General features: G+C 37.4%; 28 protein-coding genes. 11 read left to right on the plus strand and 17 right to left on the minus strand.

Going from position 1 to position 24,106, the window contains the following annotated elements; genetic code table 11:
• Positions 1-293: 293 nt before the first annotated feature.
• From ACWPUA_RS05425 to ACWPUA_RS05460, 8 genes are all read right to left on the minus strand, one after another.
• Positions 294-1,046: a CPBP family intramembrane glutamic endopeptidase gene (locus ACWPUA_RS05425; RefSeq protein WP_454379655.1), complete on the minus strand. Its 753-nt coding sequence runs from the start codon at positions 1,044-1,046 to the stop codon at positions 294-296.
• Between the two features lie 69 nt (positions 1,047-1,115).
• Positions 1,116-2,666, minus strand: coding sequence for a chloride channel protein (locus ACWPUA_RS05430; RefSeq protein ID WP_454379657.1), 1,551 nt, complete (start codon positions 2,664-2,666; stop codon positions 1,116-1,118).
• Between the two features lie 23 nt (positions 2,667-2,689).
• On the minus strand, positions 2,690-3,469 hold the full coding sequence (locus ACWPUA_RS05435; RefSeq protein ID WP_454379658.1) for a ribonuclease HII: 780 nt from the start codon (positions 3,467-3,469) through the stop codon (positions 2,690-2,692).
• Positions 3,456-4,307 (minus strand): ribosome biogenesis GTPase YlqF, encoded by an 852-nt coding sequence (gene ylqF, locus ACWPUA_RS05440; RefSeq protein ID WP_036754008.1) that lies wholly within the window; start codon positions 4,305-4,307, stop codon positions 3,456-3,458. The genes ACWPUA_RS05435 and ylqF overlap by 14 nt, the downstream gene beginning before the upstream one ends.
• Positions 4,308-4,455: 148 nt before the next feature.
• Positions 4,456-5,430: a phosphate acetyltransferase gene (gene pta / locus ACWPUA_RS05445; protein ID WP_454379660.1), complete on the minus strand. Its 975-nt coding sequence runs from the start codon at positions 5,428-5,430 to the stop codon at positions 4,456-4,458.
• A gap of 15 nt (positions 5,431-5,445) precedes the next feature.
• Positions 5,446-6,345: an RluA family pseudouridine synthase gene (locus tag ACWPUA_RS05450; protein ID WP_454379663.1), complete on the minus strand. Its 900-nt coding sequence runs from the start codon at positions 6,343-6,345 to the stop codon at positions 5,446-5,448.
• Complete coding sequence (locus tag ACWPUA_RS05455) at positions 6,342-7,160, minus strand: NAD kinase (protein ID WP_454379665.1); 819 nt, start codon at positions 7,158-7,160, stop codon at positions 6,342-6,344. The genes ACWPUA_RS05450 and ACWPUA_RS05455 overlap by 4 nt, the downstream gene beginning before the upstream one ends.
• Complete coding sequence (locus ACWPUA_RS05460) at positions 7,144-7,815, minus strand: GTP pyrophosphokinase (protein WP_454379667.1); 672 nt, start codon at positions 7,813-7,815, stop codon at positions 7,144-7,146. Before ACWPUA_RS05460 ends, ACWPUA_RS05455 begins: the two co-directional genes overlap by 17 nt.
• Positions 7,816-7,948: 133 nt before the next feature.
• On the opposite strand from ACWPUA_RS05460, the gene ACWPUA_RS05465 reads away from it, so the two are divergent.
• The 7 genes from ACWPUA_RS05465 to ACWPUA_RS05495 all read left to right on the plus strand — a co-directional run bounded on the left by ACWPUA_RS05465 (position 7,949) and on the right by ACWPUA_RS05495 (position 12,730).
• Positions 7,949-8,518 carry a CYTH domain-containing protein gene (locus ACWPUA_RS05465; protein ID WP_036754020.1) on the plus strand — a complete coding sequence of 190 codons (570 nt, stop codon included), beginning with the start codon at positions 7,949-7,951 and terminating at the stop codon, positions 8,516-8,518.
• Positions 8,519-8,641: 123 nt separating this feature from the next.
• Positions 8,642-9,592, plus strand: a complete 951-nt coding sequence (locus ACWPUA_RS05470) for a ribose-phosphate diphosphokinase (RefSeq protein ID WP_004252940.1) — start codon at positions 8,642-8,644, stop codon at positions 9,590-9,592.
• Between the two features lie 15 nt (positions 9,593-9,607).
• A complete protein-coding gene (locus tag ACWPUA_RS05475) occupies positions 9,608-10,723 on the plus strand; it encodes a cysteine desulfurase family protein (protein ID WP_036754024.1) in 1,116 nt (371 codons plus the stop codon).
• A gap of 5 nt (positions 10,724-10,728) precedes the next feature.
• Positions 10,729-11,076, plus strand: a complete 348-nt coding sequence (locus tag ACWPUA_RS05480; RefSeq protein ID WP_036754027.1) for a DUF1831 domain-containing protein — start codon at positions 10,729-10,731, stop codon at positions 11,074-11,076.
• Between the two features lie 9 nt (positions 11,077-11,085).
• Positions 11,086-11,301, plus strand: a complete 216-nt coding sequence (locus ACWPUA_RS05485) for a DUF4649 family protein (RefSeq protein ID WP_036754030.1) — start codon at positions 11,086-11,088, stop codon at positions 11,299-11,301.
• Positions 11,302-11,383: 82 nt separating this feature from the next.
• Positions 11,384-12,025, plus strand: a complete 642-nt coding sequence (locus tag ACWPUA_RS05490; RefSeq protein ID WP_036754040.1) for a redox-sensing transcriptional repressor Rex — start codon at positions 11,384-11,386, stop codon at positions 12,023-12,025.
• A gap of 15 nt (positions 12,026-12,040) precedes the next feature.
• Positions 12,041-12,730, plus strand: a complete 690-nt coding sequence (locus ACWPUA_RS05495; protein WP_036754043.1) for a gamma-glutamyl-gamma-aminobutyrate hydrolase family protein — start codon at positions 12,041-12,043, stop codon at positions 12,728-12,730.
• 23 nt (positions 12,731-12,753) lie between these two features.
• Here ACWPUA_RS05495 and radC read toward each other — a convergent pair whose 3' ends face one another.
• Together radC and ACWPUA_RS05505 are read right to left on the minus strand one after the other, a co-directional pair.
• The gene (gene radC, locus ACWPUA_RS05500; RefSeq protein ID WP_036754046.1) at positions 12,754-13,434 is read right to left on the minus strand and encodes a RadC family protein; all 681 of its coding nucleotides are present in this window, start codon (positions 13,432-13,434) and stop codon (positions 12,754-12,756) included.
• A 63-nt stretch (positions 13,435-13,497) separates the two neighbouring features.
• Positions 13,498-14,778 carry an O-acetylhomoserine aminocarboxypropyltransferase/cysteine synthase family protein gene (locus tag ACWPUA_RS05505; RefSeq protein WP_036754139.1) on the minus strand — a complete coding sequence of 427 codons (1,281 nt, stop codon included), beginning with the start codon at positions 14,776-14,778 and terminating at the stop codon, positions 13,498-13,500.
• Positions 14,779-14,969: 191 nt separating this feature from the next.
• Between ACWPUA_RS05505 and ACWPUA_RS05510 the strand changes: the two genes are divergently transcribed.
• A complete protein-coding gene (locus ACWPUA_RS05510) occupies positions 14,970-15,665 on the plus strand; it encodes a VIT1/CCC1 transporter family protein (RefSeq protein WP_454379672.1) in 696 nt (231 codons plus the stop codon).
• 55 nt (positions 15,666-15,720) lie between these two features.
• Here ACWPUA_RS05510 and ACWPUA_RS05515 read toward each other — a convergent pair whose 3' ends face one another.
• From ACWPUA_RS05515 to ACWPUA_RS05525, 3 genes are read right to left on the minus strand one after another with little or no spacing between them, the layout of a single operon-like run.
• The gene (locus tag ACWPUA_RS05515; RefSeq protein WP_454379674.1) at positions 15,721-15,993 is read right to left on the minus strand and encodes a PspC domain-containing protein; all 273 of its coding nucleotides are present in this window, start codon (positions 15,991-15,993) and stop codon (positions 15,721-15,723) included.
• Positions 15,994-16,053: 60 nt separating this feature from the next.
• A complete protein-coding gene (locus tag ACWPUA_RS05520) occupies positions 16,054-16,503 on the minus strand; it encodes a SprT family protein (RefSeq protein ID WP_454379676.1) in 450 nt (149 codons plus the stop codon).
• Positions 16,490-18,619: a Tex family protein gene (locus ACWPUA_RS05525; RefSeq protein WP_454379678.1), complete on the minus strand. Its 2,130-nt coding sequence runs from the start codon at positions 18,617-18,619 to the stop codon at positions 16,490-16,492. The genes ACWPUA_RS05520 and ACWPUA_RS05525 overlap by 14 nt, the downstream gene beginning before the upstream one ends.
• A 155-nt stretch (positions 18,620-18,774) precedes the next feature.
• On the opposite strand from ACWPUA_RS05525, the gene ACWPUA_RS05530 reads away from it, so the two are divergent.
• The 3 genes from ACWPUA_RS05530 to ACWPUA_RS05540 are packed head-to-tail and all read left to right on the plus strand — an operon-like array spanning position 18,775 to position 20,624.
• Positions 18,775-18,906, plus strand: a complete 132-nt coding sequence (locus ACWPUA_RS05530; RefSeq protein WP_000268695.1) for an SPJ_0845 family protein — start codon at positions 18,775-18,777, stop codon at positions 18,904-18,906.
• Positions 18,907-19,812: a permease gene (locus ACWPUA_RS05535; protein WP_454379680.1), complete on the plus strand. Its 906-nt coding sequence runs from the start codon at positions 18,907-18,909 to the stop codon at positions 19,810-19,812.
• Entirely contained in the window at positions 19,809-20,624 is an 816-nt protein-coding gene (locus ACWPUA_RS05540) for a TIGR03943 family putative permease subunit (protein ID WP_454379682.1), read from the plus strand. Before ACWPUA_RS05535 ends, ACWPUA_RS05540 begins: the two co-directional genes overlap by 4 nt.
• A gap of 140 nt (positions 20,625-20,764) precedes the next feature.
• Here ACWPUA_RS05540 and ACWPUA_RS05545 read toward each other — a convergent pair whose 3' ends face one another.
• The 4 genes from ACWPUA_RS05545 to ACWPUA_RS05560 are packed head-to-tail and all read right to left on the minus strand — an operon-like array spanning position 20,765 to position 24,089.
• Entirely contained in the window at positions 20,765-21,178 is a 414-nt protein-coding gene (locus ACWPUA_RS05545; protein WP_223333105.1) for a type II toxin-antitoxin system death-on-curing family toxin, read from the minus strand.
• Positions 21,175-21,411, minus strand: a complete 237-nt coding sequence (locus ACWPUA_RS05550) for an AbrB/MazE/SpoVT family DNA-binding domain-containing protein (RefSeq protein ID WP_006148508.1) — start codon at positions 21,409-21,411, stop codon at positions 21,175-21,177. Before ACWPUA_RS05550 ends, ACWPUA_RS05545 begins: the two co-directional genes overlap by 4 nt.
• Positions 21,412-21,470: 59 nt before the next feature.
• A complete protein-coding gene (locus tag ACWPUA_RS05555) occupies positions 21,471-22,619 on the minus strand; it encodes a restriction endonuclease subunit S (RefSeq protein WP_006152295.1) in 1,149 nt (382 codons plus the stop codon).
• A gap of 12 nt (positions 22,620-22,631) precedes the next feature.
• Positions 22,632-24,089 carry a type I restriction-modification system subunit M gene (locus ACWPUA_RS05560; RefSeq protein ID WP_454379685.1) on the minus strand — a complete coding sequence of 486 codons (1,458 nt, stop codon included), beginning with the start codon at positions 24,087-24,089 and terminating at the stop codon, positions 22,632-22,634.
• Between the last annotated feature and the right edge of the window lie 17 nt (positions 24,090-24,106).

A 24,106-nucleotide genomic window follows, 5' to 3' on the forward strand; every position in this document is an offset into this window, starting at 1 on the left:
TAAAATCCTATAACCAAAAATTTTTTAGAGCTAATTATTCTTAATTATGTACTTTATTTAAGTGAATACTGGAAATTTTAAAAGCTATCCATCTACTGTAATATGTACTTTATCTAAGTGAAAACTAAAAACTTTTCAAATGTACATTAACTTTTAGTTTTTCTAGCAATGTTTAATACTTACTAAGGCTCTTTTACATAAACTTTTAATTTTTTCTTAAATCAAGAAAATCCAAACCACTTTGTTGGTTTGGATTTTTAACTCGCTTTTAATGTTTAAAATTGTTCTAAATACTAATTAATACGTTTTGTCTTATATTTAACTTTGCTGGACTTTGCTAGAAAACACGATGCTACAATAACAAAAATTTTGATTAGATAGATTTCGTAATGATCGTCACTGATAGTTAATTGAGAAAACACATTAATTATTGAATGTGTCATCACACAAATCCAGAGATTTTTTGTTTTTAAATAAAGAGCTGAAAGAATGAAGGAATTTGTCAACAATCCAAATAAAAAAGGTACTAATTGAAGATTGATTAGGGATCCATCTATATAGAAGAACAATAAATGCCAAATTGACCAAATGATAAATGTTAAAAATGTCGCTTGAAAATAGTGTAACTTTTCTTGTAAAATTTGCTGAAATACGTATCTCCAACCGATTTCTTCCAACCCACCAAATACAATAAATTTAAAAAACATCAGAAAAGGAAGATACCAGATAAATTGTACGATTTCCCCTCCAAAAAATAGAAAAGAGAAATCAAGAATAATAAGAAAAAATGCTAATAAATAATGTTTGTAACTGGTCTGAATGTTAAAAAAATCTTTTATTATTTTCTTTAAGTCAATCTCATAATAGCAAATGGCAACAATGCTACCCCATAAGGCTGTAGAGATACCACCAATCATTACACCGAGAATATTTACTAGATTAGAACGAATAGCGAAATGATTAAAGAAAAATACAACTAAACAAACTAATAACAATTGGCTAAAAGTTCCTACCAAATAAACTACAAGAGCCTTGTTTCTACTCATAGTAACTCCCTTTAATTATTTAAAAAATATCCTAAAAAATTAAATATTTACATAACTTAAATTATGTTTTTATAGTAGTAATTCTTTAACTTTTCCAATCTCGCTTTTTGGAATCACGAGATGAATCATATCACCTAGATACATCCTTGTAGATCCATTAACTGTCTTACTTTTCCCATTATGTACTTGGGTTGTGATGAGTACGTTATGAGGTAAATTGAGTTCATGTACTTGCTTACCAGCAATTTTGTCTGATACTGGAATTTCAATTAGTGTAACTTCTCCATCATCAGTTGCTGATTCAGGTAACATTTTTTCTAGCATGGCTTCATAGACGGGCGCCCCTTTGAGCAGATCCATAACAATATAGGCAACTAGGGTCACCATACCTAAAGGCATGAGATTACGTATATCACCGACCATCTCAGTAACAAGAATCATAGCTGTCAAAGGTGCTTTTGAGATAGCACCAAAATAGCCACTCATTCCAAGAATCACAAAGATAGGGAATTGCTGCTGGCTAACAAGGCCAAGATTGACACAAATAACACCGACCAGAGCTCCAAGTAAGGATCCTAAAGCTAAAATAGGTAGGAAAATTCCACCAGGAAGTCCACTTCCGTAACTGATCATGCTCCAGATAAAGCGAATGATGAAGTAAAGGAAGAGAATCTTAAAACTAAAATCGTGTTCTGTTAAGGATAAAACAACTTGATTTCCGCCACCAAGTATTTGTGGTAGGAAGATTCCTACTGGAATGATAAGGAGAAAGGCTAGAATAGGATAATAGGCCTTATCCAGATGAATCTTTTGACCAATCCAATCATATACTTTTCCGACATTTAGAACGGCTTTCTCATATAGATATCCAGAAACTCCAAGAAAAATCCCCATAACCAGATAAATCCAATATTGACTAAGACTCATTTGAGGAATATTATCAGGCATATCAAGCACAGGTGTTAAGCCAAAGATGAGAAGAGAAACGAAGTTTGCTACTAGACTAGCAGCTAAGGTAGAAACCCAGAAAAATCGTGAAAAATGGTGATAGACTTCTTCTACTACAAATAATAACCCCGCAATCGGTGCATTAAAGGCTGCAGCAAGACCAGCCGCAGCTCCGCTAGCAATCAAAGAACGCTCCTCAACAGGGCTAGACTTGAGCCATTTAGCAATTCCTTTTCCTCCAGCGGCACCTAGCTGAATACTGGGACCTTCACGCCCTAACATGAGTCCACTAGCAATTGCTAAAATACCAAGAATATATTTCTTCCAGAGGACACTCCACCAATTGAGAGACATGAGACCTTTTAACTCCGCTTCAACTTGAGGAATACCAGAACCTTTAATATCTTTTTCTGAACGTGTTAATTTGGCACTAAGTAAGCAAATGAGGATATAAAACAATAAAATGATCAATAGATTCCGTATCAGATTCTCTTGGTCTTGATAAAATCCTTGAACGATATGAAAGCCTTTTTCAATCAAAAATCGAAATGATCCGACAATAATTCCTACAACTAATCCGACAATAATACCTCGCCCTACTTGAGCTAAGATCGTACTGGACGCGAAGGCAAATTCTTTCTTAGAACTAAGTATTTCCGATTGTTCCTCCATAATTCTCTCCTTTAATTATCTAATTATCTTTTACTAGTTTCTGAAACGATCGTTTTAATCGGTTCAAAACTGGTGCGATGAATAGGTGTGACACCGTGCTTTTCAATTCCTTCTAGATGCTTAGCAGTTCCATAGCCAGCATTTTGAGCAAAATCATAGCCTGGAAATTCTTGGTCATAGTTTGTCATAATCTTATCTCTGGTAACTTTAGCTATAATCGATGCTGCTGCAATAGATAAGGAGTTGGCATCCCCTTTGATGATGGATGTCTGAGTGATTGGCAAGTCCAACCTCATAGCATCAATCAAAAGATGTTCTGGCTGAGGTTCAAGTTGAGAGATAGCTTCCCTCATGGCTAGTTTCGTCGCTTCGTAGATATTGACTTGATCAATGACTTGATTGTCCATAATCCCGATACCGATTGCTAAGGCGTTCTCTTTGACCGCCTGAAAAATTTCTTCGTGTTTTTTCTTAGGAATTTTTTTGCTGTCATTTAAACCTTTAATTTTACAATTTTGAGGTAAAATCACTGCAGCAGCCACCACTGGACCAGCTAGCGGACCACGTCCAACCTCGTCTACACCTGCAATTAGGTTAATCCCTTGAACGAAAAGTTCTTTTTCATAGCGAAGCATGGCTTCTAAGCGAAGATTTTCATCAATTTCTGCTTGGATGGCCTTTTTTCGCTTTTCAATTTCCTTTTGGACACCTGAACGAGAATCTTTTTCAAATTCCTTAAATAAGGGGCTTTCAAGATCAGTTATCTTTGCTAATACTTCTTTTATTTCTTTAATCGTTGCCATTGAGATCATCCAATGTATCTAAGGTATAGTTACCAAGTTTTCCATCACGAACTTCTTTAACAAAGAGATTGTAAAAACGATCGTAATCATCACGGAAACCAAGGATACGCGTCATATCCATGATAATCTCGGGAGCCTCATCGTCCAGATTCATTTGTTTGAAACGTTCTTGAAGCTTTTCAGGATAATGCGTTTTAAAGTAATTGAGACCGAAAATCGTTACCTCATCCATTGGAAGTAACTGATCCTTGATTGCTCCCGTAAGGGCAAGTTTAAGTGCAACAGTTTCATCTTCAAATTTTGGCCAAAGAATCCCTGGAGTATCCAAAATTTCTAAATCCTTATTGGTTTTAAGCCATTGTTGACCTTTTGTCACACCTGGTTTATTACCAACTACAGCAATTTTCTTACCAGCCAAACGGTTCATCAGAGTTGATTTTCCTGCGTTTGGAATTCCAATAATCATAGTGCGCAAGGTTTCGATTTGAATCCCACGTTCTTTTTGACGAGCAATCTTATCTGCCATGAGCTTTTTAGCAGCATCAGTCACGACTTTTACCGTTATTTGTTCCTTGGAGTTAATAGCAAGCGTTTGAATGCCTTGTGATTCAAAGTGCTGACGCCACTCTTTTGTCAATACTGGGTCTGCAAGGTCTGCCTTGTTTAGAATCAATAGCCTTGGTTTGTCCCCTATGATTTTAGTCAGCATTGGATTTTGGCTAGACAAGGGCAAGCGTGCATCTACTAAAACTGTCACAAAATCAACAAATTTTAAATTTTCCTGGACCTGACGTCGTGCTTTGGACATATGGCCAGGAAACCATTGAATAGTTGCCATTTCATTTCCTTTTCTTCGTACAAACTTATTTTATAAAACATAGATGATTACTGACTATTTTACCATATTTTGGCTAATTTTGCAGATGAATCGTGTCTTTAAAAAAGGGTAATCCCCCTTTACCAAGAGGAAAAGAGGGATAAAATTCTTATTGATGAATAGCTTGCGCTGCAGTAATTAGAGTTAGTTTGTAAACATCGTCAGAGTTACATCCACGTGAAAGGTCATTTACTGGTTTGTTAAGGCCTTGCAAAACAGGTCCAACTGCAGCAAATCCACCAAGACGTTCTGCCATCTTGTAACCAATGTTACCTGCTTCGATACCAGGGAAGATGAAGACGTTAGCTTGTCCAGCTACGTTGCTTCCAGGAGCTTTAAGAGCCGCAGTTTCTGGAACAAAGGCAGCATCGAATTGTAATTCACCATCAATTTCAAGGTCTGGACGCAAGTCGTGTGCGATTCTAGTTGCTTCAACAACCTTATCAACACTTTCACCAAAACCTGATCCTTTAGTTGAATAGCTAAGCATAGCAATCTTAGGTTCAATACCAAACATTTTAGCTGTGATTGCTGAGTTAATAGCAATTTCAGCTAAAGCATCAGCATCTGGATTGATGTTGATCGCACAGTCACCAAACAAGTAACGCTCAGTACCACGAACCATGAGGAAGGCACCTGAAGTACGGCTAACATTTGGACGAGTCTTGATGATTTGAAGAGCTGGACGAACAGTCGATGCTGTTGAGTGAATAGCACCTGATACCATACCGTCTACTAAGCCCATATAAACTAACATAACGCCAAAGTAGTTAACATCATTGATGAGTACTTCTCTCGCTTCTTCTTCTCTCATTTTTCCTTTACGACGTTCAACAAGAGAAGCTACCATTTCTTCAAATTGTGGGTAATGTTCTGGATTAATAACTTCGTAACCTTCTGTAATTCCTTCAATTTCAAGGTAGATTTTAATTTTATCAGGGTTTCCTAATAGTACAGGGATAACTTCTGTTTCTTTTACCAAACGCTTGGTTGCTTGTAGGATACGTGGTTCTTCACCTTCAGGTAAGACGATGCGTGCATTTTTACCAACTAGATTGGCTTTCAAACTTTCAAAAACTTCCATGAGTTTTGACTCCTTTTAAGATAAATTATTATTTGATAACTGTGTTATAAGTGTGTCGAAATCATCCGGCAGCGGGCATTCCAGCTCTAACTGCTCTTCTAAGAAAGGATGATAGAACGATAAGTAATGACAATGAAGAGCTTGGCGTTCTATGCCATGATCTAGGCTTCCCCCATAAAGGTCATCTCCCAGTAATGGAAACCCTATATGTGAGAAATGTACTCGAATCTGATGAGTTCTACCCGTGTGAAGACGAATATCGACTAGATGAATATTCCCATAAGATTTTACTATTTGATAGGAAGTGTGAGCATATTTCCCACCCTTTGCTACTCGCCTTGTAATGATGGAATCCTCATCTCGAGCTATTGGTGCAATGATTTCTCCTTGAGGCTCCAGATACCCATCCCCTTTGACTAGAGCGAAATAACGCTTTTCAATTGCCTTTTTTTGCAACTGCTTGTCTAGTCTGGCGTGTGCGTACCCATGTTTAGCAAAAAGCATCAAACCAGAAGTATCTCGATCAAGTCGAGTCACGATATGAACTTGTTGATTCTCATAATTTTGGTTTACATAGTAACCCTTTATAAAGTTTGCAATCGTATTGGAATGATTGACGCTAGGTATTGACGCGACTCCAAAAGGTTTGTTTATAACTAAGAAATGATCATCTTCAAACAGAATATTTAGAGGATAATTAATAGCTTCCAGGGTTTCAAAACCTTCCTCTGGAGGAATGTCAATGACAACTTCATCTCCAATATCTAAAAGATAGGTTGCATTCTGCGGATGTCCATTCACTCGAATATCACCACCTCGAAACTTAATCTTAGCAAGTAAACCTTTAGAAACTTCGTGTTTTTTCAAAAAGGTTTTTACCTTGACATGTTCGTCGGCAATAAACTGAAACCTCATTCGTGCACCTCACCAATAAAGGCATCTTTAACACGATTCCAAAAACTGGTATGACTTGGTGTCGCTACAAAATGAATTTTGTGATGGTCAATCTGGTACTCTATCCTCTCAATATTTCGGAAAGAATAGATACTATTGTCAACTGAAATTGTATGATAATCATTCCGTGTTGGTATGATTTCAATCTTATCCTTTTTAGGAACAATAACAGAAGAACCAAGCGTTCGATAAATCCGATTGTTTAAACTTGCAATTTCAGCTAATTGTAACGCTTCTATGGTTGGGTGAAGGACTGCTCCACCGAGTGATTTATTATAGGCAGTACTTCCAGTCGGCGTTGAAACTGTTAAACCATCACCACGAAAACGTTCAAAGGGTACATGGTTGATAATAACATCTGCTACCATTGTACGATCTGCACGACGAATGCTTGCTTCATTCAATGCTCGGAAAGACTTAACCTCTCCGTTTTCGAGAAAGATTTTAACACTTAATAGTGGATAAGAGACACGAGCTCCATTATCCAACTGTAAATTTGTGACCAATTGGTCCAACTCAAAATCCCGATAGTCTGTATAAAAGCCTAAGTGTCCAGTGTGAACTCCAATAAACCGAACCTTATCCAGTTGATTTTCATACTTGTGAAAGGCAGACAGCAACATGCCATCCCCACCAATAGAGACAACAATATCTGGATTTTTATCATTAAGGATAAAATTATTCTTTTTCAGTCGTTCTTTTAACTCGAATAGAACTTTCTGACTCTGAGGTTTACGGTTGGCAATTAGGTCAATTCGTTTACCTGTATTCTTCATCGGTATCGTCACTGTTTCCTACCCCGTCATTTAACTTTCTGTGCAAAGGATCAAAGAGCGCTTGTGCTTCCTGTATATCAGCTCGTATTTTACTCATTTCTTCGTCTAGCTGATGAGAAATTCTAGCAGTAATCTCAAGCCTCTCTTTGATTTCTTCAGGGAAGTCTCCCTGATATTTATAGTTGAGGGAATGTTCGATTGTGGCCCAAAAGTTCATAGCCAAGGTACGAATTTGAATCTCAACTAGAATCGTTTTTGCGCCATAAATGGTATCAACCGTATACTCAATAATCACATGATAAGAACGATAACCTGATGCCTTGCGATGTGTGATATAATCACGTTCTTGAACAACTCTCATATCCTGTCTTTTACGAAGGATTGCAACAACCTCTTTCACATCGTCTACAAATTGAACCATGACACGTAACCCTGCAATATCTTGCAAATCTTGTTCAAGTGTATCGTAGGCAATTCCACGGCGTGCCATTTTTTCTTTGATACTTTCAATCGGTTTCACCCGACCCGTGACAAACTCAATCGGAGAATGTCGGTTTTGTTTTCTATATTGTTTTCGGATTCCACGGAGTTTTATTTTCAGCTCTCCGACAGCTTGAATGTAAGGATCTAAAAATTCTTCCCATTCTGTAATCATATAACTATTGCATCCAATTCTTTAAGCAGTTTCATTTATCTAGTTTTTGATTTTCTCATGAAAATCATATACAATAAATACAATGCTTATTATACCATAAATCGCTTTCAAATATAAAGAAAAGGTTGTAAAAATGAAACATTTAGAAATAGAAATGAAAACACTTCTAAGTGAAGAAGAATATGATCGATTGCTAACTCAATTTTCAGAAGTCACTCCTGTTACACAAAAAAATTACTACTTAGATACGCCTGATTTTTACCTTCACCATCATAAAATTGCTATGCGCATTCGTACTTTCGATACAAGCGCCGAACTGACTATTAAGATTCCTCAAGAAGTCGGAAATATGGAATACAATCAAGCCCTTACTCTGGAGGAAGCTAAATATTGTCTTGAAAATTGTAAACTCCCTCAGGGGATGATTCTAGAAGAACTAACTAGCCGTAGACTTTCAACAAGTGGTTGGGTGGTTTTAGGTTGCCTAACTACTGTTCGTTACGAAAAAGAAACAGCAATTGGACTCATGGCGCTTGACCAAAGCCGCTACTTCAATATTGTAGATTATGAACTAGAGCTAGAAGTTGAGAATGGTGACCAAGGAAGTCTTGATTTTAAGGAGTTTTTACAAGCCAATGATATCCATTACAAGAAAGCTCCTTCAAAATTAGTCCGATTTATAGAAAATATGAAAAAATACTGAAATAATCTTCTTTTTTTGATAAAATAGAAGAGATAAAAAATAATTGAATTTGCAAAAGAAAATACTTTACTTATAATTTGTTTTTTTCGCTGATTCACATAGTTTATAGAGGACGGTTTATCAATGTCAGATACAAAAAATATGAAGCTTTTTTCACTTTCATCCAATCATGAAATTGCTCAAAAGATTGCAGATGCTGCAGGTGTTCCACTTGGGAAATTATCTTCTCGTCAATTCTCAGATGGTGAAATCCAAGTTAACATCGAAGAAAGTGTACGTGGGTATGATGTTTATATCATCCAGTCTACATCTTATCCTGTTAGCAATCATTTGATGGAACTTTTAATCACAGTTGATGCCTGTGTTCGTGCTAGCGCAAATACAATCAATGTTGTCATGCCTTATTTTGGTTATGCTCGTCAAGATCGTATTGCTTCTTCTCGCGAACCTCTTACAGCTAAACTTGTTGCAAATATGTTGGTAAAAGCTGGGGTTAGCCGTGTATTGACACTGGACCTTCATGCTGTTCAGGTACAAGGTTTCTTTGATATTCCTGTAGATAACCTCTATACAATTCCGCTATTTGCAAAACACTACATTGATAAAGGTTTAACTGGTCCAGATGTGGTTGTTGTCAGCCCTAAAAACTCAGGTGTAAAACGTGCTCGTAGCCTTGCTGAATACCTTGATGCTCCGATTGCTATTATTGACTATGCTCAAGATGATTCTGAACGTAGCCAAGGTTACATCATCGGAGAGGTTGAAGGTAAGAAAGCAATTTTAATCGATGACATTCTTAATACAGGCCGTACTTTCTCAGAAGCTGCTAAAATTTTGGAACGCGATGGTGCTACTGAAATTTACGCGGTATCCAGCCATGGATTGTTCGTCAACGGTGCTGCAGAGTTGTTGGATGCAGCTAATATCAAGGAAGTCTTGGTTACAGATTCTGTATTGACAGAAAGTAAAAAACCTAAGAATGTACAATATATTACCGCAAGCGAACTAATTGGTGATGCCATGGTTCGTATTCATGAAAGAAAACCAGTTAGTCCACTATTTAAATTTAAATAGAAATTAGGTGAGTTTTTGATTTATTTAGATAATGCTGCTACGACACCCATGTCATCTGCAGCTATCTCAGCAATGACTCAAGTCATGCAGGAGACTTATGGCAATCCTTCTAGCATTCATGGTCATGGGCGTCAAGCAGGAAAATTATTACGTGAAGCCCGTCAAGAGTTAGCAGGTATACTAGGTACAAAGCCCCAACACATTTTCTTCACTTCTGGTGGTACAGAAAGTAATAATACAGCTATTATCGGCTACTGTCTTCGTCATCAAAATCGCGGAAAACACATTATTACTACTGCTATCGAGCATCACGCTGTGCTTGAACCGATTGAGTATCTGGTGAAAAATTTTGGGTTTGAAGTGACTATTTTAAAACCCGACAATCAAGAAATCACGGCAGACCAAGTCAAGAATGCACTGCGTGATGATACTATTCTCGTTTCAACTATGTATGTTAACAATGAAACAGGTACTCTTTTACCAATCGCTGAAATTGGTCAGATTTTAAAAGTCCATTCAGCTGCTTATCATGTAGATGCTGTTCAAGCTGTCGGGAAGCTAGAGATTCTTCCTGAAGAACTAGGAATAGATTTCCTCAGTGCTTCTGCTCATAAATTTCACGGTCCAAAGGGTATCGGTTTCCTATACGCTGCTTCTACAGATTTTGATCCTTATCTACATGGTGGAGATCAAGAACAGAAAAAAAGAGCAGGGACAGAAAACCTTCCCGCAATTATAGGTATGGTTGCAGCTCTTAAGGACGATATAGATCATCTAGAGGCTAATTTTAATAAAGTTCAAAAACTACAGAAAGTTTTTCTAACTGAAATGGCTGGATCAACCTATTATCTCAATCAAGGTAAAGAGCAACTCCCTTATGTCCTAAATATCGGATTTCCGGGACAACGCAACGATCTACTACTACTTCGTTTAGACCTTGAAGGTATTTCTATTTCAACAGGTTCTGCTTGTACAGCTGGTGTTGTTCAGGTCAGCCATGTTCTTCAAGCCTTCTACGGTGAAGAATCTCCTCGCTTACACGAGTCTGTACGCGTCAGCATTTCACCTCAAAATACAGAACAAGAAATGATAACTCTTGCTAAAACTCTTAAAAATATCATCGGAGGATAAACTTAATGGCATTTGAACAAACGATTAAACTTAAAAATTGTCGTTACGAATACACACTTAGTCCAACTGTTAAAAAATTTACGCTTAAAGATAATACTTTTTTTGAAACTAAAGTTGGTAACTATGAATTAACGCGACTACTTGAAAAAGTTCCAAATAGCGGAGAAGGATTCCAACTTAAGATTATCATCAACAAAGACTTAACTGGTGTAAAAATCTATATCACTGATAAATTTGGTCTACGTTTAGTTGATATCTTCAAATCAGAAGAAACTCATATCCACCAAGAGAAATTCTACTTTTTGATGGATAGCCTAGTTGAACGTGGCGTATTTACAAAAAGCGAAAGATAGAAGGTCATTATGTTTCGATTAACTTACAAGGACTCCTATCAAGTAGAGCGTGTGCAAGAATATGAAGACTATGAAGCTCTTATGCTCTCTCTATCGGGTTGTGTAACTCTCCCAGATACTACTCATATTACTTCATTAACACATGAAGGAGTTGAAATCTATCAAGGGCTTCTAGGTAACCTCTACCGCTTTTTAAGAACTTACCACGAAACGAAGATAAACTAAGATTTTTTCTTAGTTTTTTTTCGTTATTGTTGCAATTTTCACAAGCTTTCTATAAAATAGTAGATAGAAAGGTTGTGATTTTGTGAAAGAAAAACAGTCTGCTATTCCTAAAGCAACAGCAAAGAGACTTTCTCTCTATTACCGTATTTTTAAAAGATTTAATGCCGAGAAAATTGAAAGAGCTAATTCCAAACAAATTGCAGAAGCGATTGGAATTGATTCTGCCACTGTTCGTCGTGACTTCTCTTACTTTGGCGAACTCGGTAGACGTGGATTTGGTTATGATGTCAAAAAGCTCATGACTTTTTTTGCTGATCTTTTAAATGATAATTCTATTACCAATGTTATGCTTGTAGGTATTGGAAATATGGGGCATGCCCTCCTCCACTACCGCTTTCATGAGCGTAATAAAATGAAAATCATCATGGCTTTTGACCTAGATGATCATCCTGAGGTTGGTACCAAGACACCCGACGGTGTTCCAATCTATGGAATCTCTCAAATAAAGGATAAAATTAAGGATAGTGATGTTAGAACTGCTATTCTTACTGTTCCTAGTGTTAAATCTCAAGAAGTTGCGGAACTTTTGGTTGATGCTGGTATCAAAGGTATCCTCAGTTTTTCTCCTGTTCACCTACATCTTCCTAAAGACGTAGTTGTTCAGTATGTCGATCTTACTAGCGAACTTCAAACCCTCCTCTATTTCATGCGAAAAGAGGATTAGAAAGCGAATTGATTTATGAAAAAACCAGTTATTGGGATTACAGGAAACGAAAAAGCCCATCCAGACGATGAGCTTATGATGAGTTATGCTGCCAAAGGCTTTGTTGAAGGAGTTAAGGAAGCTGGAGGTATCCCCATTATCCTACCGATTGGTGATGAAGAAATGGCCAGTTACTACATTAGTTTAATTGATAAACTTATTTTAACTGGTGGACAAAATGTTGACCCTAAATACTATGGTGAGCCAAAAACTATTGATAGCGACGATTACCACCTTCAACGTGATATTTTTGAGTTAGCCCTCATTAAAGAAGCAATCAAGCAAAAGAAACCAATTTTTTCTGTCTGTCGTGGTACTCAACTTTTTAACGTAGCCATGGGCGGGTCTCTTTATCAAGATATCGAAGATCATTGGCAAGATACTTCCGCTGAATACACCACTCAGCGACTTGTCACCGAACCAGATACTATTCTAAGAGAAATCTATGGAGAAATCTCTCATATCAATTCTTTCCACCATCAGAGCATCAAAGATTTAGCTCCTAATCTTAAGGTTGTAGCACATGATCCTAAAGATGGTATTATCGAGGCTGTAACAACTACGGACGGCTTCCCTTATCTTGGTGTTCAATGGCATCCTGAATTTCTCTTTGAAAATCGCCCCAAAGATAAAACACTTTTCGACTATGTCGTCAATGAATTGTAAAACCTGTACTATATACAGGTTTTTTATATCATATCTGTCTTCTCGCGGTAACTAAAATAATCAGAATGAGAGACAATTAAATGGTCCAATAAGATCAATCCCATTAATTCGCAGGCTTCTTTAACAAGCTTCGTAACATGGTCATCATTGGGGCTAGGAACTACTGCTCCTGATGGATGATTATGAACTAGAATCACAGATGTTGCCATATGCTTCAAAGCATAGTGGAGAATTTCTCTCGGTTCAGCAATGCTTCTCGTGGCAGACCCGATAAAAATGGTCTGCTGGTGAATGATTTGATTTTGAGTATTCAGATAGAGCGCCACTAGGTGCTCTTGTTTTTTATCTCCAAGCTCAGACTGCATCTTTTTAGCTAATATACGACTGCTAAGAATACTCTCCATTTCCACTGTTTCCCTTTTATGGATACGGTAGCCTAATTCAATAACGGCTTGTAATTCGATAGCCTTAACACGTCCAATACCCGATAGAGTCTGCAATTCCTGTAGACTCATTCTTTTGAGGTCAGTTAAACATGTCAGCTGATTTAAGATTTTCTGTGCTATTTCAAAAACATTGGCCTGTTTTGTGCCTGTCCTTAGTAATATTGCCAGTAATTCTTGGTTGCTGAGTGCTTCTACCCCTTCTCTGACTAGTCTCTCTCTTGGTAAAAGTGAATCTTCTTGAAATGAAATACTATACATAAAAATCCTCCTCACTTTATTATTCGTGAGAAGGATGCTTAATTTGATAAAAACTAGTTATTTTTAGATTTTTTCAAGAGCTAGTCGTAAATCTTCAATCAAATCATCGACATTTTCTAGTCCAATTGATAGACGGATTTGATTTTTAGTTACTCCTGCTGCTTCTAGATCAGAGTCAGACAATTGAGAATGAGTTGTAGTTGCTGGATGAACGACCAATGATTTGGCATCTGCTACGTTTGCAAGGTTTGAAAAGATTTCTAAGCTATCAATCACCTTACGAGCTTCTGCTTCTCCGCCTTTAACGTGGAAGGTAAAGATTGAACCAACACCTTTTGGTAAATATTTCTCCGCCAAGGCATGGTAAGGGCTATCAGCTAATTTTGGATAATTGACTTTTTCAACTTTTGGATGGTTCACAAGGAAATCAACGATTTTCTCAGCATTTTGAACATGGCGTTCAACACGAAGAGATAGTGTTTCAAGACCTTGTAGGAGCAAGAATGAGTTAAATGGTGAAAGGGCAGCTCCCATATCGCGAAGCAATTGCACGCGAGCAGCAACGATAAAGGCTGCAGCACCTACATCTCGAGTATAGCTCAAATTATGGTAGCTTGGATCTTCATTTACGAATTGAGGGAATTTCCCTGAAGCAGCCCAGTCAAACTTACCGCTATCAACAATGACACCGCCAATAGTTGTACCGTGACCACCGATAAATTTAGTTGCCGAGTGAACTGAAATATCTACACCGTGTGAAAAGACATTAATGAGATATGGTGTTGCAAAAGTATTATCAGAAACTAAAGGAATTTGGTGTTTGTGGGCAATTTCAGCAATTTTTTCGATATCAGGAATGTTGATAACCGGATTACCCAAAGTTTCAATCAAGACAAGTTTTGTATTATCTTTAATCGCTGCCTCTACTTCTTCTAGATTATCAATATCAACAAAAGTTGTGGTGATTCCGTAACGAGGAAGAGTTTCTTTCAAAAGGTTAAAGGTCCCACCGTAGATAGTTGAAGCTGCAACAACATGGTCACCTGCGTGAGCAAGTCCAAGAATAGTATAAGTAAGAGCTGCCATTCCTGAAGCTGTGGCAAGTGCACCTACTCCGCCTTCTAGCGCTGCAATACGCTCTTCAAAGGCTGAAGTTGTTGGATTGGTAATACGAGTATAGATATTTCCAGCTTTTTGAAGGGCAAAAAGGTCTGCACCCTCCTGTGTATCTTCAAATACAAAAGATGTTGTTTGATAAATAGGGACAGCACGAGACTTGGTAGTAGCATCTACCACTTGCCCTGCATGCAATTGAAGAGTTTCAAATTTAAATTCACGAGTCATCATCAGACCTCCAAAGATTTCATTAAATTAATTGTATCATCTATGGCAGTCAGTTACAAATACAACTTTGTTATATATTAGCATAAGCAACAGCTATGGCATTTATTAGAATTGAAAAACTTTTTTCAGATAGTTTAAAAAGTTTGTATTCGCTATTTCTATACTTTATAATGGATAAAAAGGAGAAGACTATGTCAGAAATTACACATGAAATTGATTCAAACTTCGCTGGTCGTTTAAATATTATACGTGCTGGTGTGCTCGGAGCCAATGACGGGATCATTTCCATCGCTGGAGTTGTTATCGGGGTTGCCAGTGCAACCAGTAATATCTGGATAATCTTTCTTTCAGGTTTGGCTGCCATCTTAGCGGGTGCCTTCTCTATGGCTGGAGGTGAATATGTTTCAGTATCCACTCAAAAAGACACTGAAGAAGCCGCTGTAGCCCGTGAACAATTACTTTTGGATAAGGATATCGAGGCCGCAAAGAAATCTCTTTATGCTGCTTATCTTCAAAATGGTGAGTGTGAAACTTCAGCTCAACTTTTAGTCAATAAAGCTTTTCTTAAAAATCCACTTAAAGCCTTAGTTGAAGAAAAATACGGAATCGAGTATGAAGAGTTTACCAATCCTTGGCATGCTGCAGCATCTAGCTTCATCGCTTTTGTTCTTGGTAGTTTACCACCAATGCTTTCCATTACCATCTTTCCAAGTGACTATCGAAAACCTGCTACTGTTTTTATCGTTGCGATGTCTTTATTGATTACAGGTTACACCAGTGCCAAACTCGGAAAAGCCCCAACCAAAACAGCTATGATTCGTAACCTTTGTATCGGTTTGTTAACCATGGGAGTGACCTATCTATTGGGTCAGTTGTTTAGTATTTAAAAAAGATACCGTACGGTATCTTTTTTATTATCCAAACATAAACAATTAAGAGAAACTACCAAAACCAACCTTCATTATCATTAATTGGTTCAGCCTCTTTCATCTTACGTGGTCCTGTTCCGTACATTTCAGCTTCGATATCTTCTTTTGTTGGCAAGATAGAGGCCAGGATGATGTAGATGATGATTCCAAGTCCGAAGTTTGCGATTGTAAAGATAGCAAAAATGAAGCGCACAAGAGTAACATCAAGATTCCATTTATCAGAGAGTCCAGCAAGTACTCCTGATATCATACGATTTCGTCTCATTTTGTAAAATTTTTTATTCATAGTTTGTACCTCTTTCGGTATTCTTGTAATAAGTATAACATGAAATAAAAACTGCTCGCATCAGTCCTTAGGCGGATTTTGCAAAATGAGTTTGCCACGACAGAGACCACAACGATAACGTTTGGTATCAATTCGTCGCTTTCGATGATAAGTCTGACTACAAGTCTGACAAGTATAGACTAGAACTGGTGTTTGACTGACACTTGATAAGGGTGGAACAAAGCGGAGTCCATCTACTTCTTTTAACAGTTTCTTAAAGGCTACATCTTTGTGTCTATACCCCTTGCCCTCATAGTATAGATGATAATGACAGAGTTCGTGACGGACAATTTTCCGAAAAACCTCTAAACCAAGTTCTTGATAGACTTTGGGATTAAAATCCAAATGCCCATCCTTTGGAAAGAATCGCCCACCTGTCGACCGTAGGCGTGTATTCCATTGAGCTTGGTGTTTGAAAGGTTTCCCAAAGTCTTCTAAAGAAACTTGTCGAACGTAATTAGTTAGATTCATCTGGTGCAAGGAGCGACAGATTTACTTTTTCGCGTTGGACATCAATCTTCTTCACCCAAACGGTTACCAAATCACCAACTGAAACGACTTGACTCGGATGTTTGATGAATTTCTTGCTCATGTGAGAGATATGAATCAGGCCATCCTCGTGAATACCAATGTCAACAAAGGCACCGAAGTCAACGACGTTACGAACAACGCCTTCAAGCTTCTGGCCAACTTTTAAGTCTTTGATATCCAAGACATCCTGACGAAGGACTGGAGCATCAAAAGAATCACGGAAATCACGTCCTGGTTTTAAAAGATCTGCAATAATATCTTTAAGGGTTTCTTGACCGAGGTCTAGTTCTTGGGCCATTTCCTTGATTGAAATAGATTTGAGTTTGGCTTGTGCTTCTTCATTTAGGTCTTTAATGTCCAAACATTTGAAGAGTTCCTTAACAGCAGCATAGTTTTCTGGGTGAACACCTGTATTGTCAAGGATATTGCTACTTTCAGGGATACGGAGGAAACCTGCAGCCTGTTCAAAGGCTTTTGCTCCTAAACGAGGAACTTTCTTGATTTGGGCGCGTGAAGTGATTTTACCTTCTTCTTCACGATACTTCACGATATTTTCAGAGATTGTTTTGTTAAGCCCAGCTACGTGCGAAAGTAAGGCTGGACTAGCTGTATTGACATTGACACCAACTTGGTTAACGACTGTATCAACTACAAAGTCAAGACTTTCAGACAGTTTCTTTTGACTAACATCGTGCTGATATTGACCGACACCGATGGATTTGGGATCGATTTTAACCAACTCAGCAAGTGGGTCTTGCAAGCGACGAGCAATAGAAATAGCAGAACGTTTCTCAACGGTTAACTCTGGAAACTCTTGACGAGCTAGTTCACTAGCTGAGTAGACAGATGCCCCACTCTCATTGACAATGACATAGCTGACTTCTGGAAAATCCTTCAGAACTTCCGCCACAAAGGCTTCACTCTCACGACTAGCAGTACCATTACCGATAGCAATGATTTCAACACCATATTGGCCAATCAAATCTGCCAAATCTCTCTTTGCTTCTTCAATCTGGCGAGCTGAAGCTGGTTTGACTGGATAAATGACTTGCGTCGTCAACATCTTCCCAGTAGCATCAACGACTGCTAGTTTGGCACCTGTACGAAAGGCTGGGTCAAATCCAAGTACCACGCGCCCTTTAAGAGGTGCAACAAGGAGAAGATTTCGAAGGTTCTCTGAGAAGAGTTGAATAGCTCCTTCTTCAGCCCTCTCTGTTAGTTCGGTACGAATTCGACGCTCAATAGCTGGTAATACTTTTTTCTTAACAGATTGCTGAATAACTTCGTCAATATAGGCATTCTTAACTTTAAAACGAACACTAAAGAAAGATAGAATCCGATCAGTCGCATGCTCAAAGCTAATTTTCAAAATGCCTAGCTTCTCACCACGATTAAGGGCAAGCGTACGGTAACCTTGCATGTTAGCAACTGTTTCTGAGAAATCGTAATAGATCTGAAAGACTTGTTTTTCATCAAGACTCTCATCTTTGACTTGAGAAGTAATCTTAGAGCGTCTAAGTACCTCTTGATAGGTCATTGAACGTAAATGAACATCCTCGGATAGTGCCTCAACCAAGATGTCTACAGCCCCAGCCAAGGCTTCTTGAGGAGTCTCGAAACCTTCACAGACAAATGCTTCTGCTTCTTTTTCTAGGTCAGAAACATTTTGTAAAATCAAGCGAGCAAGTGGAAAAAGTCCAGCCTCACGCGCAATCGTTGCCTTGGTCCGACGTTTCTCCTTATAGGGAAGATAGAGTTCTTCTACATCTGCGAGTTTTTCAGCTGATAGAATTGCTTCTTCTAACTCCTTAGTTAGCTTGCCTTGCTCTTTGATTTTTGCTAAGACCGCTTCCTTTCGATCATTTAGAGCAGTTAAACTCTTATCGAGGTCGATGATAGCTTTAATGGCTACCTCATCTAGACTTCCGGTCATATCTTTCCGATAACGGGCGATAAAGGGGATAGTTGCTCCTTCTGCTGTCAAAGACAAGACAGTATCAATCTGCTTTAAAGTTACACCCAAATCTTGGGAAATTTTTTCATATTTTTTATCCATGAAACTATTATACCATAAGGAAGAAAGCTTGTTTTCATTAATTTGTTGCTTTATTTCAACTTTATAAAGATAAAAGCCATGTTTATTTTAAAATCCAACTATTTCTTAGAAATAATAGTATAATAGTGTTAACTAAAAGAATCGAGGTATGCCTTATGGCTGTTAAATTTACAAAAACTGATGACTTAGATAAGATGTTCGAAGAATTCGCTAAACTACCTGATTTAAAGCAAGTAACATTTCCAGATGACAAAGAAAAGAAAGATAAGGCAGAAAAGAAAAAATAGATGACACTCTTTCAAAATTTACCTTCTAGTGTGCTACAAGCTGGCGCCATTTTTCTTTCAATTATCATTGAAGCTTTACCCTTTGTCTTAATCGGTAGCATCATCTCTGGTGCTATTGAAGTCTATGTCACACCTGAGAAGGTTTATAAATTTCTCCCTAAAAATCGCCTGGGGAGAATCTTTTTTGGTAGCTTCATCGGTTTTCTCTTTCCCTCTTGTGAGTGTGGAATCGTTCCTATTATCAATCGCTTTTTAGAAAAGAAGGTTCCTAGCTATACAGCGGTACCTTTTCTAGTAACGGCTCCTATCATCAATCCTATCGTACTTTTTGCGACTTATTCAGCCTTTGGTCATTCAATTCAAATGGTTCTCCTAAGAGCTTTGGGCGCGATTCTTGTTGCTACTATATTGGGTATCTTCCTTGGTTTTGTCTGGAAGGGACCTATCCAAAAAGAAAATAGATTGGCTTGTCATGAGCATGATTTCTCTCACTTGACTAAAAGTCAAAAAATCCTTCAGGTATTCATTCAAGCTATTGATGAATTCTTTGATATGGGGCGTTACTTGGTCTTTGGCTGTCTTTTTGCAAGTATAGTCCAAGTCTATATTCCAACTCGTATCCTGACATCTATCAGCGCAACACCACTACTTGCGATTGTTCTTCTGATGGTCTTGTCTTTCCTACTATCCCTCTGTAGTGAAGCGGATGCCTTTATTGGATCTTCACTTCTCTCTAGTTTTGGATTTGCTCCAGTGCTTGCCTTTCTGGTTATAGGTCCCATGCTTGATGTCAAGAACCTCCTCATGATGAAGAATTATCTTAAAACGCGATTTATTTGGCAATTCATGACAATTGTAACTCTTGTTGTTCTTGTCTATTCTTATCTAGTCGGGGTGATGCTATGATTCGATTTTTTATCTTATTTGGCTATTTTATCTTAACGCTTTATCTGCATCTATCAGGTAAGCTCAATCAGTATATAAACCTCCACTACTCTTATCTGGCTTATATCAGCATGGTTTTGTCATTGTTACTAGCCATCGTTCAAGCCTATATTTGCTTCAAGCGTTTGAAAGAACATAGTCACTTACATAGTTTTTCAGCCAAACTTGCTAGTTTTGTCCTCTTAAGTTTACCCTTGTTAGTTGGATTTACCTTTCCAACCGTCACTCTGGATTCACAAACAGTATCGGCAAAAGGATATTATTTCCCTTTGTCGGAAGGAACTGACAAGGCAATCCAAGCAAGTGAAGGAACGAGCAGTCAGTTTCTTAAGCCGGATACCAGTCGCTTTTATTCACAAACAGCTCATGAAAATATTATTCGAAAGAGTGCTGATAAATACTTAGCTCAATCTAGTATAGTTATCAATGATGAAAATTATCTTGAGGTCATGGAAGCTATCTATGATTTTCCAAACGAATTTGAAGGCAAGGAAATCGAGTTTATTGGCTTTATCTACAACGATCCAAATCATACCAATAGTCAATTTGTTTTTCGCTTTGGTATTATGCACTGTATCGCTGATTCAGGAGTTTTTGGCCTTTTGACCACTGGAAACACTAATCACTACGAAAATAACACCTGGGTGAAAGTCAAAGGTAAGATTAGGAATCACTATCACAAGGAACTCAACCAAGTTCTCCCAACCCTTGAAGTCGAGTCCTTCATCAAAGTAGACAAACCCGAAAATACTTATGTTTACAAAGAATTTTAAAAAGTAGCCTTAGCCGGCTACTTTTTCTTGTTTAGTAAGGTTGAATGTTTGACATATTCAAAATATTAGTTTTCTGAATTACAGAATTCTAATACTGTCTGTTTGTCTATTTTTTTCTTATAGGATTTAAACATCCAAACTTAATTCTTGCCATTAACTCTAAATGAATGTTCAGAAATCCATTTGGTGTAGCTAGATAATCTTTCATCTGTTAAGGATTCTACTGCAATAGTTACACACATATCGACCGCTTCCTCAACTGTTACAGAAAAAAGATAGCCATTCAACTGTAGAAATTTCACCAATACGAAGAAAGCAGTTCGTTTATTAGCATTGGCAAAAACATGCTTTTTGATCAATTGGACAAATAGTATTGTTGCCTTATCAAAAATTGTTGGATAAAGAGGTTTACCGAAGACAAATTGCTCTGGTAAATTGACAATCATATTTAAGGCAGAAGGACTAACTGTCTGAATTTTTTCATTAGGTGAATACCGTTGAATTGCTAAAGCATTGATTTTTTCAATTTGCTTTTCTGTCAGATAGACTGTCATTTTTCCACCAAAGCTTTGAAAACATCATCGTATTCGTCAAAAATTTTGTCCAAATTTAAGTCAAAGGCATCATCAGTTACATAAGAAATCTGATGTCCAGACTCTTCGGGAGTAAAGATAATTTCACCACTTGGTAACAATTTTGCTTCGTATTTTACACCACTTGGAATATTGAATTCACTTGGAATGGTGATGGTGATTGAATTTCCTTGTTTTCTTGTTTTTACTACCATCTGATTTCCTCCTTTGAAGTATTATAACAAATAATTACCGTAATTACAATGACAGAATATCAGCCAAAATACTCTTGCATGAGAGATTTTTTCAAGGTTTCCAGTTCTTCTAGTGATTTTTGAATTGCCAATTGTGATTTGTCAACCTGAGCCACAAAGTCTGCGAACTCGTTTTGGAGGGAAAGAGGGGGGAGGGGGATGGTTAATTCTTCAATCTGATTTTTTGTTATCGCTTGACGAGTAGCACCTGAACTTTCTCCTATTTTCTGTAGCAAACTCTTAAACTCGGAAGTTATTAAAAGTTGATTTAAAAATATTGGTGATAATAAGTGCTTTTTACAACGAATTATAGAAACGTGCTGATTAACTCTCGCAGGCAAAATAATTTGTGGAACAATACAACAACGAGATACAGATGCACCTGTAATATTCAGCAAAACATCGTCAGATTCAACAATTACATTATTTAATTTTTCAGCCTGAACATTAGTTAAATAAGCTAAATCTTTGAAAATAAACTTACCATCATATACATTCATACTTCTAATGAGCGCTATCCCTTCGTTGACATAACTTTCTCTTCCTCCTCTAGGTGTAGCACCTGAACCAATTTTTAATGTTAATTTTGATAATCTATGCTTTTCCCAACCCATTTCATTCAAAACAGGATCCCCAAACATCTCGTTAAATCGGGATTTGACGAGCTCGTTTAATCCTTCTGACTGAATTTTACGAAAATCATAAATTTGACTTATTGTATTTAGTCTTTTTGAAATTAACTTTTGTTCCAGTTTATTAGGCAAAACAAATGAGATATCTTTAATTTTAGCTACTGAAAGATGTTTTACTGTAACAAAAGGGGTCTTATCTTCAATTTCTTTCAAGAATTTCGGAATCAACCAAGCTAAATAACCTTCATCTACACTTTTATCCGTAATTTTAATTTTACAGACACGTTGATTAAGTAGCGCTAAATCCCCCTCCCATTTTTTCAATATAAAACTGCCATCCATTGTAATCAATAAATCTCCATTTTTAATCAAATATTCTTCTGGATAAGCTCCTTCAAAGTAGGTATCAGAAAAACCTCTCTCTACATCTCGAATTCGGATTAAGGGAAGCCCAATTTTTTTATCGTTAAATTGTGATGATTTAAAAGCGTAACCAGATAAAATCTCACAAACTTCCCCCAACTTCACTTTTTTCATACATGCATCTCCCTACTTTAGTAATTCTTCTAACTCTGCTAAGCCAGCTTGAATTTCTTTTTCTAGATCATTGATTTTCTTTAAGATGACTTCTGTTGGTTCATAGTCAACTTTTTCATACTCGATTTCTTTGTATTTATTGATGGACAAATCAAAATCATTTTCCTTAATCTCATCAACTGGAACAAGGAAGGACTGGTCTGTTCTCTTACGATCTGTTTCTTTCTCTAATTGATGGTATCGTTGAATAATATCTGGAATATCATTTTCGTTGATAGGCTGGCGTTTATCATCTAAACTCAGACCGTCTGCTTTCATATCGTAAAACCAAACCTTATCCGTTCCACCATTTCCAGTCTTAGTGAAGATAAGGATAGCGGTTGAAACCCCTGCATAAGGCTTGAAAACACCACTTGGCATCGAAATAACTGCATCTAGTTTATGATGCTCAACGATTTCCTGACGAATCCCTTTATGAGCTTTAGAGGAACCAAATAGGACACCGTCCGGTACAATAACAGCTGCACGTCCACCTGGCTTCAAAGTGCGTAAGAAAAGGGCAAGGAAAAGCAACTCTGTCTTCTTAGTCTTAATCGTAGCCAACAAATCTCCAGAGGTTGAATCATAATCAAGAGATCCTTTGAAAGGTGGATTGGCTAAAACTAGAGTATATTTATCAGCTTCTTCATTATCTTGAGATAGTGAGTCTAGATAGCAAATTTGGGGATTTTCAACCCCATGGAGCATCATGTTCATAGCACCAAGTCTCAACATTGTCGTATCCGTATCATTCCCATGAAACATAGTATTGTGGAAATGCTTTACACTGTCAATATTTGTTTGCCACTCTTCTTTTCTTCGGTCTAGGTAGCGACTTGCAGAAACTAAAAATCCTGCAGACCCCATGGCAGGATCTGAAATAATATCCTTAATTGTCGGTTGCATTAGCTCAACCATCATATCAATGATATGACGAGGAGTACGAAATTGACCATTTGCCCCTGCCTGAGATAATTTTGACAATAGATACTCGTAGATGTCTCCAATATCTTTTATATCCGTAGGTAACTCATCCAGAGCAGCTATCGCCTTTTGTAAGGTAGCAGGTTTATTGATTTGAAAAATCGCTTCACGCATATAACGTGAAAAAGCTGTATCGTCAGTATCCCCCTTCAGATTCTTAATAAATGGAAAAATCTCTTGTGACATCAGACGATAAACTTCTTGGGCATCTCCTAAGTTCTTAAAGGTTGACCAACGATATTCGGGTTTATCTTTTGGGAAAATTCCCTCATAGGGAATACCTAGAAATTCAGCATCATTTTCTCGTCCAAGTTCAACTCTGTCCAAATCCTTCATAAATAAAAGATAAGTCAATTGCTCAATGTTGGTCAAAGGATTCGCATTCCCCTCTGTCCATAGCATTTCCCAAAGCTGATCAATCTTATTCTTTAATTCGCCTGTAATCATATTTTACCTCTCAAAAT

Source organism: Streptococcus sp. Marseille-Q6504, assembly GCF_965111625.1.